The organism is Candidatus Symbiopectobacterium sp. NZEC127 (assembly GCF_025962675.1).
Lineage (GTDB): Bacteria > Pseudomonadota > Gammaproteobacteria > Enterobacterales > Enterobacteriaceae > Symbiopectobacterium.
The window spans coordinates 1-512 of sequence record NZ_JAGFPG010000109.1 but is presented as its reverse complement, the minus strand read 5'-3'; the positions used below and the strand labels follow the sequence as shown (position 1 = coordinate 512).

1 pseudogene is annotated in these 512 nt (G+C 58.0%); it reads left to right on the top strand.

Annotation, left to right across the window (positions count from 1 at the left end):
• A pseudogene (locus J5069_RS24165) lies at positions 1-512 on the top strand (integrating conjugative element protein); the annotation flags it as partial.

Sequence of the window (512 nt, the reverse complement as noted above, 5' to 3'; positions counted from 1 at the left end):
GTAACGCCGTATCGATGAGCGGTGCGGCAGGCATGCGCTCGATTGGTGTCGGTGTGGGCTGGAACAGCAACCTGATATGTGGCGACATGAACATCAGTACGACGATCCAGAATCAGCTTAATGGGCTAAGCAGCGGCTTCCAAAACATCATGGGTAACGTGATCCAAAGCGCCACCAGCGCCGTCGCCTCGTTGCCCGCACTGATCATCCAGCGAGCCGATCCAGGACTCTACAACCTTCTGACCAATGGCGTCCTGCAAGCCCGACTCGACTTTGATCGCTCCAAACTCACCTGCCGAGCGATGGCTGATAAAATGGCAGAAACCGCAGGCGGCCAGCTAGGCTGGAGCCAAATAGCCGAAGGCATGGCGTTGCGTCAGTCAATCACCAGCAGCGACGCCGTTTCAGCCATTGAACGGGCCGAAAACAACCGAGGCAACAACGGCGTACCGTGGGTTGGTGGCAGCAATGCCGGTGGTGCAGGTCAGCGCTCAATCAAGGTCGTCGGTGTC